At 64.2% G+C, this 22,260-nt stretch carries 22 protein-coding genes; 6 read left to right on the top strand and 16 right to left on the bottom strand.

Features of this window, described 5'->3' with window-relative positions:
* Positions 1 to 48: 48 nt before the first annotated feature.
* Positions 49 to 939 carry a DUF1194 domain-containing protein gene (locus tag MJ956_RS06400; RefSeq protein WP_253963648.1) on the top strand — a complete coding sequence of 297 codons (891 nt, stop codon included), beginning with the start codon at positions 49 to 51 and terminating at the stop codon, positions 937 to 939.
* A 22-nt stretch (positions 940 to 961) separates the two neighbouring features.
* Here MJ956_RS06400 and MJ956_RS06395 read toward each other — a convergent pair whose 3' ends face one another.
* The 9 genes from MJ956_RS06395 to MJ956_RS06355 all read right to left on the bottom strand — a co-directional run bounded on the left by MJ956_RS06395 (position 962) and on the right by MJ956_RS06355 (position 9,301).
* The gene (locus MJ956_RS06395; RefSeq protein ID WP_253963664.1) at positions 962 to 1,900 is read right to left on the bottom strand and encodes a GlxA family transcriptional regulator; all 939 of its coding nucleotides are present in this window, start codon (positions 1,898 to 1,900) and stop codon (positions 962 to 964) included.
* A gap of 302 nt (positions 1,901 to 2,202) precedes the next feature.
* The gene (locus MJ956_RS06390) at positions 2,203 to 2,571 is read right to left on the bottom strand and encodes a DUF6481 family protein (protein ID WP_253963647.1); all 369 of its coding nucleotides are present in this window, start codon (positions 2,569 to 2,571) and stop codon (positions 2,203 to 2,205) included.
* A gap of 106 nt (positions 2,572 to 2,677) precedes the next feature.
* A complete protein-coding gene (locus MJ956_RS06385) occupies positions 2,678 to 4,705 on the bottom strand; it encodes an ASKHA domain-containing protein (protein WP_253963646.1) in 2,028 nt (675 codons plus the stop codon).
* 111 nt (positions 4,706 to 4,816) lie between these two features.
* Positions 4,817 to 5,185 (bottom strand): hypothetical protein, encoded by a 369-nt coding sequence (locus MJ956_RS06380; protein ID WP_253963645.1) that lies wholly within the window; start codon positions 5,183 to 5,185, stop codon positions 4,817 to 4,819.
* Positions 5,186 to 5,338: 153 nt separating this feature from the next.
* Positions 5,339 to 6,283 (bottom strand): methyltetrahydrofolate cobalamin methyltransferase, encoded by a 945-nt coding sequence (locus tag MJ956_RS06375; protein WP_253963644.1) that lies wholly within the window; start codon positions 6,281 to 6,283, stop codon positions 5,339 to 5,341.
* 51 nt (positions 6,284 to 6,334) lie between these two features.
* Positions 6,335 to 7,234, bottom strand: a complete 900-nt coding sequence (locus tag MJ956_RS06370) for a methylenetetrahydrofolate reductase (RefSeq protein ID WP_253963643.1) — start codon at positions 7,232 to 7,234, stop codon at positions 6,335 to 6,337.
* Positions 7,231 to 7,530 (bottom strand): virulence factor, encoded by a 300-nt coding sequence (locus MJ956_RS06365; RefSeq protein WP_253963642.1) that lies wholly within the window; start codon positions 7,528 to 7,530, stop codon positions 7,231 to 7,233. The genes MJ956_RS06370 and MJ956_RS06365 overlap by 4 nt, the downstream gene beginning before the upstream one ends.
* 232 nt (positions 7,531 to 7,762) lie before the next feature.
* Entirely contained in the window at positions 7,763 to 8,407 is a 645-nt protein-coding gene (locus tag MJ956_RS06360; RefSeq protein WP_253963641.1) for an exopolysaccharide biosynthesis protein, read from the bottom strand.
* A 231-nt stretch (positions 8,408 to 8,638) separates the two neighbouring features.
* Positions 8,639 to 9,301: a DUF1638 domain-containing protein gene (locus tag MJ956_RS06355; protein WP_253963640.1), complete on the bottom strand. Its 663-nt coding sequence runs from the start codon at positions 9,299 to 9,301 to the stop codon at positions 8,639 to 8,641.
* 90 nt (positions 9,302 to 9,391) lie between these two features.
* On the opposite strand from MJ956_RS06355, the gene MJ956_RS06350 reads away from it, so the two are divergent.
* Positions 9,392 to 9,538, top strand: coding sequence for an entericidin domain-containing protein (locus tag MJ956_RS06350; protein ID WP_253963639.1), 147 nt, complete (start codon positions 9,392 to 9,394; stop codon positions 9,536 to 9,538).
* A 172-nt stretch (positions 9,539 to 9,710) separates the two neighbouring features.
* Here the strand turns inward: MJ956_RS06350 and MJ956_RS06345 are convergent, their stop codons facing one another.
* A complete protein-coding gene (locus MJ956_RS06345; RefSeq protein ID WP_253963638.1) occupies positions 9,711 to 10,361 on the bottom strand; it encodes a corrinoid protein in 651 nt (216 codons plus the stop codon).
* A 362-nt stretch (positions 10,362 to 10,723) separates the two neighbouring features.
* Here MJ956_RS06345 and MJ956_RS06340 point away from each other — a divergent pair, with 362 nt between their 5' ends.
* Positions 10,724 to 12,316, top strand: coding sequence for a trimethylamine methyltransferase family protein (locus MJ956_RS06340; protein WP_253963637.1), 1,593 nt, complete (start codon positions 10,724 to 10,726; stop codon positions 12,314 to 12,316).
* Between the two features lie 136 nt (positions 12,317 to 12,452).
* Here the strand turns inward: MJ956_RS06340 and MJ956_RS06335 are convergent, their stop codons facing one another.
* Complete coding sequence (locus MJ956_RS06335) at positions 12,453 to 13,562, bottom strand: helix-turn-helix transcriptional regulator (RefSeq protein ID WP_253963636.1); 1,110 nt, start codon at positions 13,560 to 13,562, stop codon at positions 12,453 to 12,455.
* Between the two features lie 406 nt (positions 13,563 to 13,968).
* Between MJ956_RS06335 and MJ956_RS06330 the strand changes: the two genes are divergently transcribed.
* Positions 13,969 to 15,543 (top strand): adenylate/guanylate cyclase domain-containing protein, encoded by a 1,575-nt coding sequence (locus tag MJ956_RS06330; protein WP_253963635.1) that lies wholly within the window; start codon positions 13,969 to 13,971, stop codon positions 15,541 to 15,543.
* A gap of 46 nt (positions 15,544 to 15,589) precedes the next feature.
* Here MJ956_RS06330 and bmt read toward each other — a convergent pair whose 3' ends face one another.
* The gene (bmt, locus tag MJ956_RS06325; protein ID WP_253963634.1) at positions 15,590 to 16,609 is read right to left on the bottom strand and encodes a betaine--homocysteine S-methyltransferase; all 1,020 of its coding nucleotides are present in this window, start codon (positions 16,607 to 16,609) and stop codon (positions 15,590 to 15,592) included.
* Between the two features lie 302 nt (positions 16,610 to 16,911).
* On the opposite strand from bmt, the gene MJ956_RS06320 reads away from it, so the two are divergent.
* Positions 16,912 to 17,121 carry a hypothetical protein gene (locus MJ956_RS06320; RefSeq protein ID WP_253963633.1) on the top strand — a complete coding sequence of 70 codons (210 nt, stop codon included), beginning with the start codon at positions 16,912 to 16,914 and terminating at the stop codon, positions 17,119 to 17,121.
* Positions 17,122 to 17,297: 176 nt separating this feature from the next.
* On the opposite strand, the gene MJ956_RS06315 is transcribed toward MJ956_RS06320, so the two are convergent.
* The 3 genes from MJ956_RS06315 to MJ956_RS06305 form a co-directional block, all read right to left on the bottom strand.
* Positions 17,298 to 18,365, bottom strand: coding sequence for a quaternary amine ABC transporter ATP-binding protein (locus MJ956_RS06315; protein WP_253963632.1), 1,068 nt, complete (start codon positions 18,363 to 18,365; stop codon positions 17,298 to 17,300).
* A complete protein-coding gene (locus MJ956_RS06310; protein ID WP_253963631.1) occupies positions 18,358 to 19,245 on the bottom strand; it encodes an ABC transporter permease in 888 nt (295 codons plus the stop codon). The genes MJ956_RS06315 and MJ956_RS06310 overlap by 8 nt, the downstream gene beginning before the upstream one ends.
* A 217-nt stretch (positions 19,246 to 19,462) precedes the next feature.
* On the bottom strand, positions 19,463 to 20,461 hold the full coding sequence (locus MJ956_RS06305) for an ABC transporter substrate-binding protein (RefSeq protein WP_253963630.1): 999 nt from the start codon (positions 20,459 to 20,461) through the stop codon (positions 19,463 to 19,465).
* A 536-nt stretch (positions 20,462 to 20,997) separates the two neighbouring features.
* Here MJ956_RS06305 and MJ956_RS06300 point away from each other — a divergent pair.
* Positions 20,998 to 21,525 (top strand): hypothetical protein, encoded by a 528-nt coding sequence (locus MJ956_RS06300; RefSeq protein ID WP_253963629.1) that lies wholly within the window; start codon positions 20,998 to 21,000, stop codon positions 21,523 to 21,525.
* Between the two features lie 270 nt (positions 21,526 to 21,795).
* Here MJ956_RS06300 and MJ956_RS06295 read toward each other — a convergent pair.
* The coding region (locus MJ956_RS06295) for an EAL domain-containing protein (protein ID WP_253963628.1) at positions 21,796 to 22,260 on the bottom strand (465 nt) is incomplete at its 5' end.

The raw sequence follows: 22,260 nt of genomic DNA, 5'->3' as shown, positions 1-22,260 counted from the left end.
ACGGCTTTGTGTCTTGCCGGACCATCCGATCAGCGCGACCATATAGCCATGCGCCGTTCAGCCATCACATTCGCCGCGTCCCTGTTCCTCGCCGGTCTCGCGGGCGCGTTCGGCCCGGCGGCGGCGCAACAGCGCGGGCTCGGCGACATCGGGGCGGATGACGGCGCGGACCGCGGCGGTGGCTTGAAGGTCGACGTGGAACTGGTCCTGGCCGTCGATGTCTCCTGGTCGATGGATCGGGGGGAACAGGCGATCCAGCGCGATGGCTATACGGCCGCCTTCCGGAGCGACGCCGTGCAGCGGGCGATCATGGAGGGCGGCCACGGCCGCGTCGCGGTCACCTATATCGAATGGGCCGGCATGTTCTCGCAATCGATCGTCGTGCCCTGGACCCTGATCGATTCCAAGGCCTCGGCGGAGGGCTTCGCCTATCGCCTGGCGACGGAGGAACCTGAACGGCAGCGGCGCACGTCCATCGCCTCAGCGCTCGATTTCATCGCACCGTTGTTCGATCACAACGGCTTCGACGGCGTTCGGCGGATCATCGACCTGTCCGGCGACGGGCCGAACAATCAGGGACGGATGGTGACCGCCGCGCGGGATGCGACGGTCGCCCGAGGGATCACGATCAACGGCTTGCCGCTGATGACCTCGTCGGAAGGCTTCGGATGGGGGTCGATCCCGGACCTTGATCGCTATTATACCGACTGCGTCATCGGCGGGCCGTCGGCCTTCATCATCCCGGTCGACGATTGGTCGCAATTTCCCGAGGCGGTACGGCGCAAGCTGGTGCTGGAACTCGCCGGCACCTGGCCCGATGTCCAGGAAATGGGCACGGCGAGCGTCATCCGGACCCAGAACGCCCCGGCCGCCGATTGTCTGATCGGCGAACGGCTGTGGCAGCAGCGTCAGCAGCGCTGGATCGAGGATTTCCAGTAGGGCGGCGGGGCCACCCGCGCGATCAGGCGGGAGACAGCGCGGCGCGTCCGGCGCGCTCCTGCTGCGGCGAGCGCGAATAGAGTTCGCGGTAGCATTTGGAAAAATGCGACGCGGAGACGAAACCGCTGGCGACGGCGATCTCGACGATCGGCAATTGCGACTGCATCAGCAGGCGCCGGGCCCGATCGAGCCGGATCTCCAGATAGTACCGCGCCGGCGAGCGGCCCATCTCCTTGTCGAAGAGACGCTCCACCTGCCGGCGTGAAAGCCCCACCGCGTGGGCGATCTCGACCAGCGACAGCGGGTCGGAGAGGTTGGCTTCCATGATCTCGATCACCTGCAGAACCTTGGCATGCTGGACGCCGAGCCGCGCGCGCAGCGGCAGGCGCTGCCGGTCCTGGGGGCCGCGCACCCTGTCGGTCAGCGCCTGCTCGCAAACCCGGTTGACCACGTCCTCCCCCAGATCCTCGCCGATCAGGGCGAGCATCATGTCGAGCGAGGCCGTGCCGCCGGCGCAGGTGTAGATGTTGTGGTCGATCTCGAAGAGGTCGGCATAGACATCGGCGCGTGGAAAGGCTTCGGCAAAGCCCGGCAGGTTCTCCCAATGGATGGCGCAGCGGCGGTCGGCAAGGAGTCCGGCGCGGGCGAGAATCCAGGCACCGGTGCATAGACCGCCGACTGAAATGCCGCGCTGATGGGCCTCGCGCAGATAGGAAAAGGCCGCCTTGTCGGAAAAATCCTCGACCAGGACGCCGGAGCAGGCGAAAACCATCGAGGGCCGGTTCTCGCCGGGGAGTGCGCGGCGTTCGGCCTCCACGGAGCTGGTCACGGCCACGTCGACGCCGTTCGACGCGCGTACCGGCGCACCGTCGGTCGAGGCGAGGCGCCAGCGATAAATCTCGCGGCCGACGATGCGGTTCGCGATCCTGAGCGGCTCGATAGCGGTCGCGAAGGCTATCATCGAGAAATTCGGGGCAAGCAGGAACACGATGGTGCGCTTGGGCGCAGCCTGGCTGGCTGTCCCGTCAATCCTGGCCGTCTGGCCGCTACCAAAGCGCGGCTGGCCGGTTGCCGCTGACGCGATCCTCATCGGCACATGCCTTTGACCCTAACGCGACCGGCGACGGCCTCGCTTCCACGACATTGCGACCAAGCGGTCGAATCGGGCCAGATTGCGCGGGATTGTTTTCCTGCGCAAGCGACGTCTTTCGCTCCCAGATCAGTCAACAGCCAGCTTGGGCGTGTGCCGTTTTTGGCCTGATGCTAGCGCTTGCGGGCCTTGCGAGCGGCGTATTTGGCGTCGCGGGCCGCCTTGCGGGCGGCTTCGTCGGCGACCATCTGGGCCACCGGCCGATTCTTCTCGGCCTTGGCGGCTTCTTCGGCGGCGAGGCGCTCGGCTTCCTTCTCGGCCTTTTGGGCGGCGGCTTCGCGGGCTTTGGCTTCGGCCTCGGCGCGCTTCTTGGCCTGACGCTCCTCGCGAGCCGCGACGATGGCCGCGCGCTCGGCGCGGCGGGCCTCGGCGGCTGGATCGTTCTGCTTCGCCTTCATCTTTTCGAGAAGGGCTGCTTTCGCTTCTTGCGCGGCTGTGCGGCGTTCGACGAAATCCGCACCCTTGGGTTTCAAAACTGACATGGACCAATCGTAATTCGTGGAAAAGGGTTCGGGCGCTCGTTGTCTGGGCGCCGACGCCTTGGGGGATAAGCCTCGGGCGGCGCCGCGTCAATCGCAACAGTCTGGTTCAGCGGGGAGGACGACCGCCGCGCCGGCGCCGGGGCGCGTCACCTTCGGCATCGTCGGCGCGTCGGATCGGCCGGCCCTCGGCATCGCGGTTGGGCAGCCTTTGCACCTTGACCAGTTCGGGATAGGCGTCGCGCTTGTTCGGAAACGCCATGGCGGCGACGAAATGATCCTGGAAGGCAGGCTCCAGCGCGGTCTCGACCTTTTGGATGCGCTTGACCACTGCCTCGATCTCACGGCGATAGGACCGGTTCAAAAGCGCCATGCGCGCGCCGGCGCCGGCCGCATTGCCGACCGAGCCGCACTTTTCCACGTTACAATCGGGCACCAGTCCGAGGACCATGGCGTATTTCGGCTCGATGAAGGAGCCGAACGCGCCGGCCAGGGCAACCCGGTCGATCGTGCCGGACTCACCAGCGGTGCCGAACTTGTCGATCAGCAGCTTGATGCCGGCGTAAAGGGCCGCCTTGGCGAGCTGGATGGCGCGTACGTCGGTTTGCAGGATGCTGATCGTCCGTCCGGGCATTTCATGGAGGACATAGGCGAAGGTGCGCCCCTCCGGGACAATGCGAGGCGAGCGGGCGGCCAGCGACCCGTCGATGATTCCGTCCTCGGTGATGATGCCGGCGAGAAACATTTCCGCGATCACCTCGATGATGCCGGAGCCACAGATGCCGGTAATACCGACGGATCGGGCGGCCTCGGCGAATCCCGACGCGTCGGACCAGCTATCCACGCCGATGATCTTGAAGCGGGGCTCCAGCGTTTCGGGATCGATGCGAACGCGCTCGATCGCGCCCGGCGCGGCGCGCTGGCCGGCCGAGATCTCGGCGCCTTCAAAGGCCGGGCCGGTCGGCGAGGAGGCGGCCAAAAGCCGCTGCCGGTTGCCGAGCAGGATTTCGGCATTGGTGCCGACATCGACAACGAGCATCGTCTCGTCCTGGCGATGCGGGCCTTCCGAGAGCGTGACGGCCGCCGCGTCCGCGCCGACATGGCCGGCAATGCAAGGCAGGAGATAGGCGCGGGCCGCCGGATGCAGGCTGAGATCAAGGTCGCTGGCCGGCACGGCTAGAGCGCCGGACACGGCCAGCGCGAAGGGCGCCTGGCCGAGTTCGGTAGGATCGATGCCGAGGAAGAGGTGATGCATGATCGGGTTGCCGACGAAGACGCAGTCCATGATGTCGGTCGGGGCGATATTGGTTTCGGTCGCGACCTCCTCGACCAAGGCCTGGATCGCCTCGCGCACCGCCTTGGTCATCTCGGGCCGGCCACTGGGGTTCATCATCACGTAGGACACCCGGCTCATCAGATCCTCGCCGAAGCGGATCTGCGGATTGGGCGTGCCGGCCGAGGCGATGGTGGCGCCGGACAGGAGCGACGATAGATGCAGCGCGATCGTTGTCGAGCCGATGTCGACGGCGATGCCATAGGCCTCGTTTTTGAGACCGGGATAGAGTCCCATCAGACGTGGGCGCTCGTCGTCGCGATCATGGGCGATCGCGCAGGTGACTTTCCAGGCGCCGTCGCGCAGCGTCTTTTGAACATGGCGAAGAATCCCCGGATCGACGATCGGCGCCGAGATGCCCCAATCCTTTTCCAGCGCCGCGAAAATGCGATCGAGGTAAAGCAGCCTGATCGCCGGGTCGCGCGGGAAATCGCGCGTGTCGACCGCCTTGCGGACGACCGCCGCGTTGACCGCCATGTCGGATGGCAGGTCGATGACGAGGTCGCCTTCGATGGTGGTGGAGCAGGAGAGCCGACGGCCGGGCTTCAGGCTGCGTCTGGCGGCATAACGCGCTTCCTTGGCGGACCAGGGAGACAGGTGATCGGCCGCCGAGGTGATCTTGTGCTTGGCGAAGATGCCCTCGGCCACTTCGATCTGGCAGCGGCCGCAAATGCCGCGGCCGCCGCAGACACTCTCGACATAGACGCCGAGCGAACGCGCTGCCTCGATGACCAGCGTGCCTTTCGCGAAGCGGCCGCGCCGTCCGGACGGCATGAACAGAACGAGGGGGTCTTGCTGGATCATCGCGCGGCCATCAGCCTTGAATCGTGCCGGCCCTCGCCCTTCGAGGCTCGTTGCGCCCGCGCCTCAGGATGAGGGCTTCGCCGGCAGCGCCCTTACGAGGCCTCCGATGCGTCACTTCGACAATCTCTTGCGATTGGCGCGCACGCGCTGGGAATAGGGTTTCAGGCCGGCGTACATGATCGCGTCGCCATGGTTGGAATGGCTGCCGCGTCCTGTAACGGCGCCGAGCGTGGCCGCGGTGGCGGCTTCCATCGCGGCCAGGTTCATGGCGAGGAGCGACTCGCCCGCCGCTTGCATCTTCTCGCTGATCATTCGCGAGGCTTCGTTCCGGTCGCCGGCGGTCGGCGCGGCGGCCGACATCCAGAACTGCATCATGCGGCTGCCGATCACGATCGGCGACATCGTCATGAGCGTCGACATCTCGGCCGCGCTCCTGGGAGCGTCGAGGAAGACCTTGGAAAGAGGATGGCGGCGGCTCATGGGCGAATATCCTTTCGGGATTGTCCGCAAGGAAACGCCCCAGCGTGCAAAGGGTCGCACGGCCGGCCAAGTTTATTTCGCAGGTGCGAAAAGAACGGCGCAAGGCATGCCCCGATGGGGCGGGACGTGGCACGCGCCGATCGGGTGCTGACATCAGCCCTGCGCCCGGCGCGCTTCGCGGCCACCGCGCCTGCGGGCGCTGGGGGCATTTCCCGAATTCGCCGCTACGACAGCCGCCGGCTGCACGTCGCGGTAGTTGCGGATCCAGGTTCCGCAGGACGGATCGTTGCCCATCAAAACGTTGGCGGCGCGAACCGCTTCCATCTCCTGCGGCCGGCAGGGAGTCATGATCGCCGAGGTCATGCCGGCGGCGATCGCCATCGGCAGGAAGGCGGCGTTGATGCCGTGGCGGTGCGGCAGGCCGAAAGAGATGTTGGAGGCGCCGCAGGTGGTGTTGACGCCGAGCTCGTCGCGCAGGCGGCGCACGAGCGCGAACACCTGGCGACCGGCCGTGCCCATCGCGCCGATCGGCATGACCAGCGGGTCGACGACGATGTCGCAAGGCTTGATGCCGTAGTCGGCGGCATGCTGGACGATTTTCCTCGCCACCTCGAAGCGCACATCCGGGTCTTCGGAAATTCCGGTTTCGTCATTGGAGATGGCGACGACGGGCACGTCGTATTTCTTGATCAGGGGCAGGATCGCCTCGAGCTTTTCCAATTCCCCGGTGACGGAATTGACCAAGGGACGCCCCTCGGCAACCTCCAGCGCCGCCTTGATGGCGGAGGAAACCGAGGAATCGATCGAGATCGGCAGATCGGTGAGGCTCTGGACGAGGCGGATGGTCTGGACCAACAGCGGCGGCTCCGAGACGTTCGGGTCGACGGCGGTGACCCCGGCATTGACGTCGAGCATGGTCGCGCCGGCGGCGACCTGATCGAGGACGTCCCTGGTGACGGTGTCGAAATTGCCGGCGACCATTTCGGCGGCGAGCTTCTTGCGCCCGGTCGGATTGATCCGCTCGCCGATGACGCAGAATGGTTCGTCGAAGCCGATCACGATCTCCCTCTTGGCCGAGGCGACGACGGTACGGGTCATGGGCGATCTTTCCGATGAGGGGGCTGCAGGATGATTCGGTCCGGCCGGCGTTCAGCCGTGCTGGCGCTCGAGGTCGCGGCCGAAGCGCGATGCCTCGCTCGGCCAGGAGCCGCGCTCGGTGAGCCAAGCGGCGGATTTCACCAGCCCGCCGAAGGGAAACACATGGATCTGCCGGACGGGCGAATCCAGCGTCTCCCGCCAGTGCCGCTCGATCGGCCCGACCACGGATTCCGGCGAATGTGTCGTGGCGAGAGCGGTCAGGGCGAGGGCCCGCTTCTTCAGGAAGGCGATGGAGTTGCCGACACCGCAAAGCGCGGCGTATTTGATCAGCGTGGTGATCTTGGCGGGACCGGCGATTCCGAGATGGATGGGCAGGCCGACGCCTGCCTCGCGGATGGCCAGCGACCAGTTGATGAATGCGTCGGCGTCGAAACCGAACTGGGTGACGATGCGCATATGCGCCCCGGTGCGCTCGCCGAAGTCGCGCTTGAGGCGCAACGCCTCTTCGGCGGTGGCGGCCGAGAAGTCGGGCGAGCCCTCGGGATGACCCGCGACCCCGATGTGGCGGATTCCATAGCGGTCGAAAAGGCCGCTTTCCAGAACCTCCATAGTCGAGGTGAACGGTCCCGCCGGTCGATCGAGACCGCCACCGATGACCAGCATGTCGTCGACGCCCGCGTCCTCGGCATAGGCCCGGATACGGGTCTCCAATTCGTCGCGGCTGCGGATGCGGCGCGCCGGTATATGCGGGACCGGCGCATAGCCGAGGTCGGAAATTCGTTTCACCGCGCGGATGAAATCCTTGACGGAGTCGACACCGACATCGGTCAGATAGACCTTGGTACCTGCCGGAAACAGATCGCGAAGCTCCGGCGATTCCAGCGCCTGCTTCGGAGCTCCCTCGATCGAGGCGGGGATATGATGCCGCGGCAACGGCAGATCCTGTATCATGGCTCACGCCCCTCGTTGGCGACCAGCGCCGCGAGGCGGTCCCGGTCGTAGCGTTGATCGAGTTCGGTCAATCTGCTCGTGGCGGCGGCTTCGAGGTCGTCCGCCTCGCAGGCCGCGCTGTCGCGCCGCCACTCGGCGAGATAGGCCTCGGAATCCTGGGCGCCGACGCGCATGGCGCAGCGGTCGATCGCCTCGATGAACCGTATCGGGAGTTCGCGACGTGCCGCCTTGCGCCCCTGGCGGACGATCACCTGGGCGGGAATATCGCGCCAATAGACGATCTGCGTTTCTGCCATACGGGCCGCCTCCTGCTCATACAATGTGGCCTGAGACGAAGCGGCTGGCTATGCCGGACGCGACGACACGCGGCGGCTTTGCGACATTCGGCGCCTGACGGGAAATCCGGAGTTTTTGCGGATGCGGAGCGATGGATAGGCTGCGTCGATGTGTCCGATGCTTGGCCGAGGACCGCAAGCCACCCGGTGCCAAATTCGACATGGTCCGGCGGGCGCAATGCCGCCGGCCGGGTCAGAAGATCTGCATGACCGCGAGAGCCGCGGCGCCATAGACGCCGGCAAGGACCAGCCCAGAAGCCAATCCGAGGACGATCGAGGCAATCAGCCAGAGGCCGTCGCGTGCGGTGATCGCCACCCCGGCGAGTGCGACCGCGACGCCGGGCGCCATATTGGTCAGCGGAAAGGGAAGCGTCACCAGCGCGGCCATCAGAAAGCAGAACCAGCCGACCGCGACGAGCAGCACCCATTCGGGCTCGGGCCAATAGCGATGCCGTGCGAGACGCTCGATCCAACGCAGCGTGGGTCCGATCTTGCGCATCCCCATGCCCAGAGTATCGGCGCTGAGGCGGATCCGATGGACGCGGTCAGGCAGCCAGAGCCGGTGGCGCCCAATCGCGAGTTGCAGGGCAAACAGCATGAGCGGTATGCCGAAGAGCAGCGAGGCCCCCGGCGGCAACGGAATCAGATTGAGCCCGCCTAGAAGAATGAAGAAGGCGCCATACGCCCGCGTATCGAAGGCTTGGGACAACTCGCCGAGCGTCGGGCCGGTCGGATCGCGATGGGTGTAGCCCCGCAAAATCGCGGAAATGCGTCGTTGCCGCTTGGCCCCGCGTCGCCGCAGCGATCGTCGAATGTTGGAAAAGGCGGCGGGTGACACGGTCGATACTCGGTAAAACGGGTTTGCGGAACGGAACGGCATGAGGCAGGCGATGCCAAATCCGCAGGAACGCTCTCCCACTTAATGAGGGAGTCGGCAAACACTATGACTGAATGGATATTAAATCGGCGTTTCTGCGCAAAACATCAAGCGGCTGCGCGGCCTATCGGAGAAACGATCTCCTGCCGATGCGATCGGTCCGTAACCGTCGGAGGCCTCGCAAGGCGCCATTCAGCCTGTCGCCGGCTGGGGGCGGCCGGCGCCGGCCGCGGTGGCGATTGCGCCGACGAGATCGCCATAGCCGACAAAGCGTCGCTCGTAGGCGAGTCCCAGGCGGTGCGCGATCGCCCGCGCCCTGGCATCGAGCTCGGCGTCGTCGGTCTGGGCGATGTGGACGACTCGTTCATAGTGGCCGAACAGCATCGCCGTCATTTCGGGATAGCGGTCGAGACGGTACGGCTTGGCGATGAAGGCGTCGAACTGACGGGCAAGAAAATCGGTCAGCCAGAAGGTGGTCATGTTGGCATCGCCCTCGACGGCGAAGCGATCGTTGCCGACAAAGAAGGAATAGCAGTGCGGGCCGGCAATGCGCTCGACGCCGTAACGCTCGCAGACCGCGTCGAGATGACCGCCGGTGCCGCAATCCGCATAAGCGATGAAAATCCTGGATGCGCCCCGGCTTCGGGTCTTGAGGATGGCGGCCTCGATCGCCGGCGCGATCTTCTTTGGCGCATTGTGAAGCACCGCCGGTAGACAAGTGAGGTCGATGTGGTCGAGGCCATTGGCGGCGAGGATGGCGACGATCTCCCGCGCGATGGCGCCGCAGGCGATGACCGTGAGCCGCTCGACATCCTCACGGGAGGGCGGGAAGGCGTGGGCGGGACCGTCGAACATCAGCCTTCCGAACGAAAATTTCGCCGGGTCGGGGAACCCGCGCGGACCCATTTCGTTTTTCCGTCACATTCCCGGAACGGAGACGGCAGCATGACCCACCGCATCGCAATACTGTCCGCAGTTCTCGCCGGCGCGCTCCTGCTTTCGGCCTGCGCCAACACCGTGCGCGGGGTCGGCCGCGACCTTGGCAACACGGTCGACGCAACCGGGGCGGCCGTCAGGGACGTCGCCGAGTAGACAGCCGACGATCGGGACGATGAACCGGCGCGGAGCCTTTGGGCTTCCGCGCCGTTTGCATGGCCACTGCAAACGGGCGCTGGCGAGATGTCGGCTCTGCGCGTTGCCCGGCCGACGCTCGGAACCTCAGTCTCGAGATGGGGGAAGGGGCATATGATCCGGCCCATGGCGCTCAGAGCTGATTGTGCTTGCGCGCCATCAGCTCCTTGGCGATCTCGACCGTGATCGCCGCATCGCGGCAATAGGCGTCGGCGCCGACCTGATTGGCGAAATCCTCGTTCAACGGTGCGCCGCCGACAAGGACGATATAGTCGTCGCGCCGGCCCTTCTGAACCAGCGTATCGATGACCACCTTCATGTAGGGCATCGTCGTCGTCAGCAGCGCCGACATGCCGAGGAATTCCGGCTGGTGCTCGTCGAGCGCGGCGAGATACTTGTCGACGTCGATGTTGATGCCGAGGAGGTTCTTGCCGATGTCGTGGATGTCCCCCTTGACGGTGCCGATCACCATCTTGCCCTGTTTCGGCGCGCCGGTTTCGGCCAGCAGCGGACGCAGGATCTTCATGCCGGCCTTCATGGCGTTGGCCGAGAGCAGCACTTCCGGCACGAAAAGGATGCCGTCGCGAAAATCCTCGCCGACGATCTGCATGCCGCCGACGAGCGCCTTGGTCAGCACGTCGTAGGGTGTCCAACCCCGTTCCAGGAGGATCTGGGTGCCTTCCTCGATCTCCTCCTTCAGCCCGTCGTAAAGGTCGTCCTTCATCTGGGCGACGAGATCGTCGTCGGAGAGCTCGGCCAGTACGATCTCGTCGTCATCCGCCATGATGGCCTCCTCGCCAGCGGCCTCTCCCAAGGCCTCGTCAGGGAACGGTGACGGCGCATGTCGCGCGGATGGCACCGTGTCACGATGGAGGGTAAGGCAAAGGGCGGCAGACCAATCTTCCCGCTGCGACATCGCCGATACCGAAAACGACGTTGGGACAACGGGTCGGGCCGTCCAACGATGCCCGACGACTATCCTCCGCGCGTCACCGATCTTCGCATCCGGAACGGCGAGCAGGGTTTGCCCTTCTACAATCGGCTATGATCGCCCCGTAGGCTCGCGGCAATCTGTCGGCGCGGATGACGCACACAGCCGGCCGGCGCCAGCGGACAATGCCAGCGCACAACGCCAGGAGGAGATGGATGAACGACGTGACCGGACAAGCCCCGGACGCTACGGCAGCCGAGGGCGGCGCGGGAGGCGGACGGCGCGGGCGCGGCGGCGGCGGCGCATCGGCACGGCGCGCCGCCCGCACGCAGTCGGGGTCGGGACCAAAACTCGCCTATATCCGTCGAGCGCTGCCGGAATATGAAGTGCTGGACGAGGAAGGTCTGGCCCTGATCGAGGCGAACGCCGACATCGTGCTTCAAGAGATCGGAATCGAGTTCCGCGATGATGCGGAAGCGCTGGCGATGTGGAAGGAGGCTGGAGCCGACGTGTCCGGCGAGCGGGTGCGCTTTCCGAAGGGGCTTTGCCGCGAGCTTCTGAAGTCTGCCCCGCGGATTTTCACCCAGCACGCCCGCAATTCGGAGAACTCGGTCGAGATCGGCGGCAAGGCAACGGTGTTCGCGCCGGTCTACGGCCCGCCCTTCGTGCGCGACCTGGACGGCGTGCGCCGTTACGCGACGATCGAGGATTTCCGCAATATCGTGAAGCTCGCCTACATGGCTCCGTCGATTCATCATTCGGGGGGCACCGTCTGCGAGCCGGTCGACATCCCGGTGAACAAGCGCCATCTCGACATGGTACATGCCCACATGACGCTGTCCGACAAGCCGTTCATGGGCTCGGTGACGGCGCCGGAACGCGCCGCCGACACGGTCGAGATGTGCCGCATCCTGTTCGGCTCGGATTTCGTCGACCAGAACACCGTTCTCATCAACCTGATCAACGCCAATTCGCCGATGACCTTCGACGGCACCATGCTCGGCGCGCTCAAGGTCTATGCCCGGGCGAACCAGGCCTGCATCGTAACGCCCTTCATCCTGGCCGGGGCGATGAGCCCGGTGACGGTTGCCGGCACCTTGACCCAAGTGCTCGCCGAGGTGCTGGCGGGCGCCGCCTTCACCCAGCTTTGCCGGCCCGGCGCGCCGGTCGTCTTCGGCACCTTCGCCTCGTCGATCTCGATGCAGTCCGGCGCGCCGACCTTCGGAACGCCGGAGCCGGCGCTGGTGTCCTATGGCGCGGCGCAGCTGGCGCGCCGGCTCGGCCTGCCGTTCCGCACCGGCGGGTCGCTCTGCGCCTCCAAGGTGCCGGATGCGCAAGCCGCCTATGAAAGCGCCAACACGCTGAACTCGACGGTGCTGGCGGGCACCAATTTCGTGCTGCACGCCGCCGGCTGGCTCGAAGGGGGGCTTGCCGCCTGCTACGAGAAGTTCGTCATGGATTGCGATCAACTCGGCATGATGCAGGCGATGGCGCGGGGGGTCGACCTTTCCGAGAACGGCCAAGCCATGTCGGCGATCCGCGAGGTCGGACCGGGCAGTCATTATCTCGGATGCCAGCACACCCAGGACAATTTCCAGACGGCGTTCTACCGCTCGTCCATCGCCGACAACAATTCCTTCGAGCAATGGTCGGCCGAAGGTGCGCTCCGCGCCGAGAACCGCGCCAACCAGCTGTGCCGTCGCTGGCTCGATTCATACGAGGCGCCGGCGCTCGAACCCGGCATTGCCGAGGGGCTGTCCGACTTCGTCGCCCGGCGCAAGGAGTCCGAGCCCGACGCCTTCGCCTGAAAGGGACAGGCGGAGCCGGCCGCCGCACATGAAGCGAGCGCGGCCGCGAAAATCGGCGCGACCATCCACCAGGCCGTGTGGAAGGGGCTGCGGACGGATTGACCGCGGCGCCTGTCATTTACGCCCAGCTGTTGCTCTAAAATCCGCACATGCGGGCCAGCACCGCGACGATGTTGGCCTGCCGGGTCACGCCGAGCTTGGAGCGGATCTGTTTGAGGTGCGACCGCGCGGTGTGTTCGGACAGGCCCTCGCGTCTGGCATAGGCGATGACGCTTTCGCCCTCGAGAAGCGCGACCGCAAGGCGCGCCTCGGCCGGCGTCAGGCCGGTGGCGGCGCGCACGGTGTCGGCGTTGGGCGCCTGCCAGGAGGCACGATCCTGAACCGTCAGAACACCCATCCGATTGGCGTCCTTGCCCGTGGGCGAAACGAAGGCCCGCACGATCAGCGGGCGCGCATTGCCCGGCCGACGGAGCCCGATCGGGCGCGGAAGATCGAAGCTGAGTCCCGCTGCCACCCGAAGTGTCCGGGTCATCGCCTGGAAGAGGGCCTGCCGAGAATCTCGATGTGAGGCTCTCAGGACCCCTCGGGTCAGTTCGAGCCCGTCCTTGATCGCGACGATCGCGCGCGCCGGCGCATTCATGTGCAGGACGAAACCGGCCTGGTCGAAAATGATGACGCCGTCGTCGAGGCCGTCCAGGGCGGCGACGATGCCGTCCTCGCCCAGGGTGCGGGCCGGGACGAGGGCCTGTAATTCGACCACGCGGCAGATGTGCGGCCCCAGGACTTCCAGGAGCCGGGTTTCCTGCGCAGAGAAGGGGCCCTTGCTGGCCCGCCGCTGAATTGTCGGTGCCGTAATTCCTCCCAGATGCTCAAGCGCCAGGATGCAAGCGTTCCAGCACTCGGGAAACAGCCGATAGAATTCGTTGTGAACTGGGCACCGGGCGATTTCCTGGGCGGTCATCACATCGCCGGTATGGATCAGCCCGCGACGCCGCTCTGACACGATCCGCTGGAGCCGCAGATCCTTGTCGGCATAATCCTGTGCGAACATGATCAGGCCTTCCGGGTCGAAGGGCGCCGAGTCGTGATGAAAGGATCCGTCGTGTCCGACGGAGTTGAATGTGAAGCGGTCAGCGCCGGTTGCCGCCGCGACCCGACCCATTGCGGTGGCCCACGAGTTGGAGCCTTCGACGCTTCCGTAAAGACAGGAGAGTGTGTCCTCGATGACGGACGCGCTGGCAACCATGCACTCGTCTCCCTTCCGGACTGACACACTGGAGCTTCCGTCGTCCGTGACGATATGGCCGGATCAGTGAAGAAGCAACTTTAAGGACGTTGCGCAAGAACATGGAAATAAATTAGTTTCAACTTAAAACTGCTTACTGTCCCGCCACACGGCGCGTTGCCGTCGCGCTCCGGAAGGAATGAACGCGAGGGTGCTGGATTTCGGTTGCGATATTGCCGGCGGGTGCGCCGTTCTCTGACCCCTAATGGAGGGGATCGTCATGCTGTTTCTTGCGACCGTCGCTCTCGGCCTGAACTCGACCTTGGCCGAGAAATGACGAGAGGCGACATCGATCCATCGGATGACGCTCGCCGCGGCGAGGCCCCACATATGGTATAAGCTCTCTGCGGCAACGCGAGGCAGATGAATGGAGACGATTTTTCGCCAGCTCATGGGACGGCCCGTCTGGTTCGCGATCGTCGTGGCGCTCGCACTGGCGTTGTTGCCCGTGGCCGTATGGCTGGACCTGCGGCACCTCTCGGAAGTCGCACTCAAGGCCCAGGCGACGAGCCTTAATTCGATGATCACCGATATCCGCGGTTACTATGCGAACAATGTCGTAGGCCGTGTCATCGCCAGCGGTGGCCGGACCATCGCCGCCCATAATTATGCCGAGATACCCGGCGCGATACCCATCCCCGCGACGCTGTCGCTCGAACTCGGCGAGGTCATAGGGCGGCGCGGCGAGAACATGCAGTATCGCTTCGTTTCCGATCTGACGTTCGGGACCCGCGTGCCGCATCGCCTGGACGACTTCGAAAGGCGGGCTCTCGAGAGGTTCCGCTCGGACGAGAACGGACGGTCGCTGATCACCGCGATCAGCGGTTCGATGTTCGATCGCCGCATACGCCTCGCTGCGCCGGTGGTAATGGGCGAGGCCTGCGTCTCCTGCCACAACAGCCATCCGGAAAGTCCGAAGCGTGACTGGAAGGTCGGCGATGTGCGCGGCATTCAAGAAGTGGAAATCGCGCAACCGATTGCCGCGAACCTGTTCTCGTTCAAATACCTCCTGCTCTATTTCGCCGGCGCCGGTCTGTTCGGCGTGGGGTTCGCTTCGATGCAATGGCGCCAGGCAAGGACCTTCGGCAGGATGAATCGCGAACTGGAGGAGGCCAACTCGTTCCTGGCCTCGGTTTCGATGAAAATATCGAAATACCTTTCGCCGCAGGTCTACCGGAGCATCTTCAGCGGCGAACGCGACGTGACGATCTCCACGGAGCGCAAGAAGCTGACGATCTTCTTTTCCGACATAAAGGACTTCACCGTCACATCAGAACGGCTGCAACCGGAGGAACTCACTCAGATTCTAAACGAGTATTTCACTGAGATGGCGAAGATCGCAATGGCGCATGGTGCCACCGTTGACAAGTTCATTGGCGATGCCATTCTCGCCTTCTTCGGCGATCCCGATACCAAGGGCACCAGAGAGGATGCGAAAGCCTGCGTCGAAATGGCGATCGCGATGCAACGTCGCATGCTTGAACTCAACGCCACATGGCGCCGGCGAGGAATCGAAAAACCGTTCCAGGCCCGGATGGGCATCAATACCGGCTTCTGCAACGTCGGCAATTTCGGCAGCGCCGATCGTATGGACTACACGATCATCGGGGCCGAGGCGAACCTCGCCGCGCGGCTGGAGCAGATCGCCGAGCCCGGCGGCATTGTCATGAGTTACGAGACCTATGCGCATGTGGAAGATGCCATACGGGCCAAGCCCTTGCCACCCATTTCCCTCAAAGGTATCAGCCGCGAGGTCGTCCCCTATGCGGTCGAAGGAATTCACCTGGAGCAGACATCGGGGAAAGTGTTCGATGAATCGGTGGAGGGAGCGCGAATTTTTCTTGATCCCGACCGTTTGCCAGAGGTCGAGCGTGAAAGACTACGCGGCGTTCTAGCCCAAGCGGTCGCGGCGCTGACGCGGCAGGGTCCGTTGACCAGCTGATCGTCCCGGTTCCGTCGCTACCGGCGATGCTTACACGCCCGATCGCTTATCCCCTGGGACGGCCGCGGCGACCACGCCCGGCCGCAGCACCGGAGATGATGTTGTCGGATGCGGGTTTGTTGACCAGCGGGCCGACCGTCGCGACGATCTCTGCCACCGTCGGTGGCGTTCGCCGGCTGTGGGTGTCGATCGCGTGACGCATGGCGCCGAGATGGTGGGGGGAGGTTCCGCAGCAGCCGCCGATAATGCGGGCGCCGACATCGATCGCAAGGCACGTATAATCGGCCATCTGCTCCGGCGTTCCCGAATAGACCGTCTGACCGTCGACGAAGCGCGGGATGCCGCAATTGGCCTTGAGCACGACCGCGGCGCCGCTGTCGCCGGTGTCCAGCTCCAGACCCGTGGCCAGCATGTCGGAGGCGCCGACGCCGCAATTGGCACCGATCGCCAGAGGCTTTTCGGCAAGGCCTTCGACCGATTTGTGGAAGTCCTTCGGGTGGATACCCATCATCGTGCGGCCGGCGCTGTCGAAGGAGCCGGTGAAGACATAGGGCATATCGCAGGCGACGGCCGCCTCGGCCGCGGCGCGCACCTCTTCGGCGGCTGACATGGTCTCGATCCACGCGACATCGGCGCCGCCTTCCTTGAGGCCGGCGATCTGCTCGCGGAAGGTCTCGACCGCGTCCTCATAGGTCAGATTGCCGAGCGGGGCGAAGATCTCGCCGGTCGGACCGACGGATCCCGCGACAATCACCGGCCGGCCGGCGACGTCGGCAACGGCGCGCGCGATCCTTGCGGCCTTGCGGTTGAGGTCATGGGTGCGATCCGCCGCCTCATGCAGCTTCAGCCGGTGGCGGTTCGCCCCGAAGGAGCAGGTGAGAATGATGTCGGCGCCGTTGTCGACAAAGGCTTGATGCAGCGCCGTGATCCGCTCCGGATGGCTCTCCAGCCACATCTCCGGGGCCTCGCCGGATTCGAGGCCGACCTCAAAGAGGTTGGTCCCCGTGGCGCCGTCGGCGAGGAGGACGTCTTTTTCCGCGAGCAGGCGGCTGAGCGGATCGGACATGGAGGCCTCGTCGTAAAGGATCGGATGGTCGCCTGTCGGCGATGCGCCACGCGAGGCGGTAGGCTCCATCCCCTGCTGGGCGCGATCCATCCTGTCAAGCGCAGCTTACGCGCCTCCGGTTGAGCGGGCAGGGGCGCGTCCAGATCTCCCCGAGGTGACATTTCCACAGCTAACTCATTCCTAATGCATCGATTTTCCCGGCAAGCTCTACCAAAGCCATATTTCGTAAGGACAGCTGGTGTCTGAGGCGAATCACCGTCGCGCGTAACCGCGCCGCGGAGGAAATGGTAAACGGGGAAATGATGTTCGATCGCGCACCCAAGCGGCTTGACCAGACCGATACGGTCTACGCCGCTGTTCAAGCCCTTTACGCGGAGGGTTACACGCCGGCGCAGATCGAGGATGCGCTGATCAGACAGGCGCCCACCGATCTCGACCTGCTCGCCGAATGCTACCAGTTGCTGTTTGGCGATGACGACCGACAGCAGACGATCGCCGATCGAGCGGCCTGACCGCCCACGGCGGCCTCGTCGGGCGGCTCGCCGCCGCCCATGCCATGGCAGATGAAACGCCGCCGAGCGCGATGATCACGTTGGCCATGTGCTTCATGCGGGGTCGCATTGCCGCCCGGCGATCCAATTACCAGGATCAGCGCGGGCGGGAACGAGGCGCGCGAAGGCGCACGGCCTCAGCTCGTATCTGTCACGTCGAGCGCGTCCTTGAGCACCGGCGTCACCATGGCAGCCATCAGGCCGCGCATGGTCAGTGTGCCGATCGGCGCGCCGCTGCCGTTGACCACATGGGCATTGGTGACACCCTCTTCGCTCATCCGCCGGGCGGCGTCTTCCAGGATGGTACCCTTCTCGACCGGCAGGCTGCCGCCTGCGGGAGGCTCCCCCGCGGAGACCGGGTCCATGACCGTCTCCACTTGCACGACCCGTCCCCGGTTCACTTCCCGGACGAAGGACGAGATGTAGTCGTCGGCCGGTTTCAGCACTATTTCCTGCCCAGTGCCCTGCTGGATGATCTCGCCGTCTCTCAGGATGGCGATGCGCTCGCCGAGGCGCAGCGCCTCATCGAGGTCGTGGGTGATGAAGACGATGGTCTTGTGCAACTCTTCCTGCAGGTCGAGTAGAACCGACTGCATGTCGTTGCGGATCAACGGATCGAGCGCCGAGAAGGCTTCGTCCATCAAGAGGATGTCGGCATCGGTCGCGAGGGCGCGGGCAAGGCCGACCCGTTGCTGCATGCCGCCCGAGAGCTGGGCCGGATAATTGTCCTCGTAGCCCTTCAGACCCACCCGCTCGATCCAGCGCATGGAGCCCGAGCGCTGCTCGGCCTTCGACTTGCCCATGACGTGCAGGCCGTAGCCGACATTGTCGATGACCGTCTTATGGGGCAGCAGGCCGAAGCGCTGAAACACCATCGATATCTTGTGGCGGCGGAAATCCCGCAACCGCTTGTCCGACATGGCGAGGACGTCCTCGCCGTCGATCAGGATCTCGCCGCTGGACGGTTCGATCAAGCGGTTGATATGCCGGATCAAGGTGGACTTTCCCGAGCCCGACAAGCCCATGACGACCTGAATCCCGCCCGCGAGCATGTCCATGTTGATGTCCTTGAGCCCAAGGACATGGGAATGCTGATCGAGCAGATCGGACTTCGACATTCCTTGGCGGACCTTTTCCACCATGGCTTTGTCGTTCGGACCGAAGATCTTGTAGAGATTACGGATCTTGATGGCGACATCAGTCATGGGCGGCCTCCCGGTGACGCTGGAGGCGCTTGCCATAGGCCTGGCTCGCGCGGTCGAATATGATGGCGATGGCGACGATCGCCATGCCGTTCAGCACGCCTTGGGTGAAGTACTGGTTGGTAATCGCCTGCAGCACCGGCTGCCCGAGCCCGCGCACGCCGATCAGCGAAGCGACGACGACCATGGCCAGCGCCATCATGATGGTCTGGTTGATGCCGGCCATGATGGTGGGCAGGGCCAGAGGAAGCTGCACCTGGGTGAGCCTTTGCCAGTTCGATGAGCCGAAGGCGTTGGCGGCCTCGAGCACTTCCTTGTCGACCAGGCGAATGCCGAGATTGGTCAACCGGATGATCGGCGGCATGGCATAGATCACCACCACGATCAGGCCGGGTATGAGGCCGATGCCGAGCAGCATGACGATCGGGATCAGGTAGACGAAAGACGGCATCGTCTGCATCACGTCGAGGATCGGATTGATGACCGCCTGTACCTTGTCGGAGCGCGACATGACGATGCCGATGGGCAGTCCGACGATGATCGACATCAATGTGCACACGATGATGATGGACAGCGTGCGCATGGTGTCTTCCCACATGCCGAAAATGCCGATCAGCATCAGGGCAACGAAGGTTCCGGCTGTGATGCCCTTCGAGCGGCTGGCGAACCAGACGATGGCGACCAGAACGGCGATGACGATCCACCAGGGGGTCTGAAGCAGCAGCTTCTCGAACCAGAGGAGGAAGTCGAGAAGCGGGCGGAACAACGCTTCGATGTCGTCGCCAAAGGCACGCGAGAACGCGCGATATTGTTGATCGATCGTTCGCGACATGAGGCGCAGATTGCGCCCCGCTATCTGGGGAAATTCCGTCAGCCAGTCCAAATATCAGGTCTCCTTCGGCGTCCGCTTGCAGTCCCGGCGTACGGCGACCGGGTTTGGTCCACCCTTGGTCGGGCGGCTTCGTCAATGGTTACAAAAATCGGCCGCGGCATTGCCGCGGCCGGCAGTCTCTAACGATCGGCGCAATCGAAGGCACCGCGCTCGAACGTCGCCAGAGATCGCCCGGCGCGGGAGGAATCCCGCGCCGATCCCGCCAGGATCAAAGCGCGGCCTTGATCTTTTCCGCGGCTTCCGGCGAAACCCATTTCGACCAGATCTCCTCATTGTTCTCGAGGAAATAGAAGGCCGTGTCCTCGCCGGTCGCCTGCTGATCTTCCTTCCAGGCAAGCAGCTTGTTGACGGTGTCGTTGCCCCAGGAGCGCGTGTTGAGATACTCCGCCGCGGCCTCCGACTCCTTGGCCACCTTCGGAGTCACGATGGTGAAGACTTCGGATTTGGTCCAGGCGTTGATCTTCGGGTCGGCGCAATCGGCCTGCGTGGTGCATTTGGCCCACTCTTCCGGATCGTGCTCGGCGTCGAACTCGAGCTTCGTCATCGGGTATTTGCCGAGGATGGCGGTCGGCGCCCAATAGTAGCCGAACCACGGCTCCTTGTTCTCGTAGGCCTTGGCGATCGAGCCGTCGAGGCCGGCAGCCGACCCGGTATCGACCAGTACGAAGCCTTTTTCCTCGCCTTTATAGGCCTTGAAGAGATTGGCCGTGGTGATCTGGCAACCCCAACCCGACGGACAGTTGTAGAAGGCGCCCTTGGAGGGATCCTCGGTCGACGGGAAGAGATCGGGACGTTCGAGCGCGTCGCCGACCGTCTTGATCTCCGGATGTGCCTCGGCAAAGTAGGTCGGGACCCACCAGCCTTCCTCGCCACCATCCGACAGCGCCTCGGCCGCGAATTCGACGGTGCCTTCCTCGACCGCCTTGTCGATCTGCTCGCGGAACTGATTGACCCACATCTCCGGCGCAACGTCCGGTTCCTGCTTCTCCGTCATCGACGCGAAGGTGGGCATCGTGTCGCCGGGCAGAAGGCGCGTCTCGCAGCCGTACCCTTCCGAGAGGATGAATTTGTCGATCTGGGCCAGCACCTCCGCCGACGCCCAGTTCATGTTTGAAATCGTCAATTCGCAGCTTTCTTGCGCCGACGCGCCCGGTGCGAAACCGAATAGGGCTGCTGCGAGAAAGGTGGAGGTGAGGAGTGACTTCATAAGAATTCCTTATTTCTTGCTATTTTCCGAGTATCGTCCGTGACATTTACATTCGAACTCGCGCTCCAGGGGACGGGGCGCACGATCCAGACGGACGATTACCTTTGAAAGCGGTTCGCTCCCAGTTGCGTTCCGCCGCAGAAACTAGAGGGTCCCGGCCTTGAATCCAACATATTTTTTTGGTCGCCGGCCCACCCGGGACAGTGCAGGGCTGACGCGAACCCCTGTGGAACGGGGTGGATGGCGCCGCCGAAGCTTCGCAATTCGCGCGTTGCAGCGGCGCCGCAGCGGATGTCGCCGTAGCCCTGAGGAGGAAGTTTCCAGCCGCTTTCGGTGCCGGAAATTGCGCGCGCGTCTGGACGCCAAGCGCGCGGCGACACGCAATTCGCTGGCAGCGGCGGAGCACTAACCGAACGGTAACGCTTCCGGGATAACAACGGTGTCGACGCAGAAAGCGCCGCAGCCCCGGATAAGGTTTTGCGTACCGGGAAAGCGACCGCGCCCTTGCCGTCCGGCCGCAAGAGGGCGGCCACACGTTGCTGTCGAGGATCGGCCAATTACCCCGATGCCTTGCCCTCGGCGTCGATATTCCCGCATCGCCAGAAAGCCCGCCGATCCTTTGCGCCATGCCACGCGCGCACCGGCACCAAATCTTCGACCTCCTGCGGCCGGAAAGGCTTGGAAATCCGCGGAACAGCGGCAAGCTGCGCCGGAAGCTGATCGAGACTGCTGGAAATGAAGCAGAACGGGACATTGTTGCTGAGGAGGCGTCGCGCGATCGGAAGCGACGTCTCGCCGCAAGGACCCAGGACGACGTCGAGCATCGCGAAATCGAGGCCTTCGCTCAGGCAATCGAGGGCATCGGCGACTGTCGCGGCATGCAGAATCTCGGCATCGATCTTACCCAGCACGATGCCTTCGAGATCGATCGCGATGATGGGTTCGTCTTCGAGAATCAGTATTTTCATGACACGATCCTTGGCGTTCTTACCTCCAATGTTCCAGCAGGGCCCCTGGTTGCGTCGAACGTGAATATTTTTAGTATTTTTCTTGTTATTAAATAACCGTTAACTATGAATTCATCGCCACTGCGAGAAAAACCTGACGGCAAGTGAGTCAAAGCCCGGCCGAATCATTGGAGGGGTGCAATTGCCCGAGATTTTTCGAATGATGACCCATACCGACCAGTGGTGATAGGAACCCATTCGACCGGCCAGTCCTGGTACCTTGTCGCCGATGCATGGCGGGGAGCGGGGCGACGGGCGATGCGGTGTGTCGAGGCGGGGCGCTGCCGATCCTGGCCACGGGCGCGGGCGAAGCCTGACGCGCCGGCGTCAGGGGTGGTGGTTTGCCCGCGCCAGACTGGGAGCAGCCGCCGGGGTTTCCGCGACATTGTGCCGGAAGCGCGTCAGGATTTCGGCCGCCACCTTGTCCGCGGGCATCGGACGGCCGAAGAAATAACCCTGCAGCTGATCGCAACCCAGGCTCTTCATCAGCGCCACCTGCGCTTCGGTCTCCACTCCCTCGGTGGTGACTTTCATCTTCAGATGGTGGGCCATCGATACGATGGTTTCGAGAAGCCGGGAGACATTCGGTTCGCCGTTTTCAAGGGCGACCATGAAGGATTGGTCGATCTTCAATTTGTCGAACGGGAAACGCCACAGATAACCGAGGGAGGAATAGCCGGTGCCGAAATCGTCCATATCGATGGAAATCCCAAGCATCTTCAACTGACGCAGTTGGGCGAGAATATCGTCGGAGCGATCGAGCAGCAGCGATTCCACGACCTCGATCTCGAG

The organism is Aurantimonas marianensis (assembly GCF_024195285.1).
Lineage (GTDB): Bacteria > Pseudomonadota > Alphaproteobacteria > Rhizobiales > Rhizobiaceae > Aurantimonas > Aurantimonas marianensis.
This window is presented reverse-complemented; position numbering and strand designations above follow the sequence as displayed.

Excerpts from the sequence above, each read along its gene's own strand:
- MJ956_RS06345 (WP_253963638.1), bottom strand. The coding sequence starts at position 10,361 with ATGGCGGATGACGACGAGATCGTACTGGCCGAGCTCTCCGACGACGAT.
- MJ956_RS06335 (WP_253963636.1), bottom strand. The coding sequence starts at position 13,562 with ATGGTTGCCAGCGCGTCCGTCATCGAGGACACACTCTCCTGTCTTTAC.
- MJ956_RS06400 (WP_253963648.1), top strand. The coding sequence starts at position 49 with ATGCGCCGTTCAGCCATCACATTCGCCGCGTCCCTGTTCCTCGCCGGT.
- MJ956_RS06385 (WP_253963646.1), bottom strand. The coding sequence starts at position 4,705 with ATGATCCAGCAAGACCCCCTCGTTCTGTTCATGCCGTCCGGACGGCGC.
- MJ956_RS06395 (WP_253963664.1), bottom strand. The coding sequence starts at position 1,900 with ATGATAGCCTTCGCGACCGCTATCGAGCCGCTCAGGATCGCGAACCGC.
- MJ956_RS06320 (WP_253963633.1), top strand. The coding sequence starts at position 16,912 with ATGTTCGATCGCGCACCCAAGCGGCTTGACCAGACCGATACGGTCTAC.
- MJ956_RS06330 (WP_253963635.1), top strand. The coding sequence starts at position 13,969 with ATGGAGACGATTTTTCGCCAGCTCATGGGACGGCCCGTCTGGTTCGCG.
- MJ956_RS06305 (WP_253963630.1), bottom strand. The coding sequence starts at position 20,461 with ATGAAGTCACTCCTCACCTCCACCTTTCTCGCAGCAGCCCTATTCGGT.
- MJ956_RS06370 (WP_253963643.1), bottom strand. The coding sequence starts at position 7,234 with ATGATACAGGATCTGCCGTTGCCGCGGCATCATATCCCCGCCTCGATC.
- MJ956_RS06355 (WP_253963640.1), bottom strand. The coding sequence starts at position 9,301 with ATGTTCGACGGTCCCGCCCACGCCTTCCCGCCCTCCCGTGAGGATGTC.
- MJ956_RS06315 (WP_253963632.1), bottom strand. The coding sequence starts at position 18,365 with ATGACTGATGTCGCCATCAAGATCCGTAATCTCTACAAGATCTTCGGT.
- MJ956_RS06390 (WP_253963647.1), bottom strand. The coding sequence starts at position 2,571 with ATGTCAGTTTTGAAACCCAAGGGTGCGGATTTCGTCGAACGCCGCACA.
- MJ956_RS06380 (WP_253963645.1), bottom strand. The coding sequence starts at position 5,185 with ATGAGCCGCCGCCATCCTCTTTCCAAGGTCTTCCTCGACGCTCCCAGG.
- MJ956_RS06365 (WP_253963642.1), bottom strand. The coding sequence starts at position 7,530 with ATGGCAGAAACGCAGATCGTCTATTGGCGCGATATTCCCGCCCAGGTG.
- bmt (WP_253963634.1), bottom strand. The coding sequence starts at position 16,609 with ATGTCCGATCCGCTCAGCCGCCTGCTCGCGGAAAAAGACGTCCTCCTC.
- MJ956_RS06340 (WP_253963637.1), top strand. The coding sequence starts at position 10,724 with ATGAACGACGTGACCGGACAAGCCCCGGACGCTACGGCAGCCGAGGGC.
- MJ956_RS06375 (WP_253963644.1), bottom strand. The coding sequence starts at position 6,283 with ATGACCCGTACCGTCGTCGCCTCGGCCAAGAGGGAGATCGTGATCGGC.
- MJ956_RS06350 (WP_253963639.1), top strand. The coding sequence starts at position 9,392 with ATGACCCACCGCATCGCAATACTGTCCGCAGTTCTCGCCGGCGCGCTC.